The sequence below is a fragment of the Synechococcus sp. R55.3 genome (assembly GCF_047461975.1).
Lineage (GTDB): Bacteria > Cyanobacteriota > Cyanobacteriia > Thermostichales > Thermostichaceae > Thermostichus.
In genome coordinates, this window is sequence record NZ_JANSIG010000165.1 from 1 (window position 1) to 1001 (window position 1001).

The 1001-nt window shown below is 56.3% G+C and carries 2 protein-coding genes; both read left to right on the plus strand.

The features are described from left to right. Positions 1-145: 145 nt before the first annotated feature. Complete coding sequence (locus tag NW849_RS14335) at positions 146-640, plus strand: N-acetyltransferase family protein (RefSeq protein ID WP_414358523.1); 495 nt, start codon at positions 146-148, stop codon at positions 638-640. 172 nt (positions 641-812) lie between these two features. Continuing rightward, positions 813-1001, plus strand: a 189-nt coding sequence (locus NW849_RS14340) for a molybdopterin-binding protein (RefSeq protein ID WP_414358525.1), incomplete at its 3' end; no start/stop codon positions are given.

Below are 1001 nucleotides of genomic sequence, written 5' to 3' on the forward strand. Positions count from 1 at the left end.
TGCCATATGCGTTATCCTACCCCCACCTGTCCTAGTTCTGAGTGCTCCACAAATCCAGTGGCGCTATCCATCCCCACTCTATAGAGGGTGGGGAATTCCGGGCGTTTTGTTAAACTTGAGCTTGCTTGAACTTGTCGGGCAAGTTATGGAAATTCGCCCTGCCACCGCCTTGGACGTGCCTGTTCTATTTAATCTCATTTGCGCTTTGGCTGAATATGAGAAGCTGAGCCACTTGGTAACGGGATCCGCCGATCTGTTGCACCACTACTTGTTCGGCCCAGAAGCCTTTGCCTCGGCATTGCTGGCAGAAGTGGAGGGGCGAGCGGTGGGCTTTGCTCTCTATTTCCGCAATTTTTCCACCTTCCTGACCCGACCGGGGATTTACCTTGAGGATCTGTTCGTGTTGCCGGAGTTTCGAGGCAGAGGCATTGGCAAAGCGCTCTTGGCACGGGTGGCTCAGGAGGCGGTGGCCAAAGGATATGGGCGGCTGGAGTGGATGGTTTTGGATTGGAACCAGCCGGCGATTGAGTTCTATCGACGCATGGGTGCCAAGCAACATCCCGAATGGATTCTCAACCGCGTGGTGGGTGCTGATTTGGAAGCTTTGGCTCGGCTGGCTGAGGATCCCCATCGAGCTTGAGTGTGCCTTCTGTGGGGTAGTCGGCGCGGAAATTTTCTCAGAGCGGGAGAGGGAAGTGAAAACCCGCCGGCTGTCTCACCGCAATTGGGAATGGCCGACGACCAGCCGGAAATCTGGGGGCCGAGACCTCTTGTATACTTTTCTTGCGGCTGAGCTGAGCTCGAGGCCAAGCATGATCCCACCGCAAACCGCTATTCCCCAGGGAGCTGAGATCCTCTGCATTGGCACGGAATTGCTCTTGGGAGAGATCACCAATACCAACGCCCAGTACTTGGCAGCCGAGCTGGCGCAACTGGGGATCCCCCACTATTACCAAACGGTGGTGGGGGATAACGAGGCCCGCATTCACCACGCGCTGGAG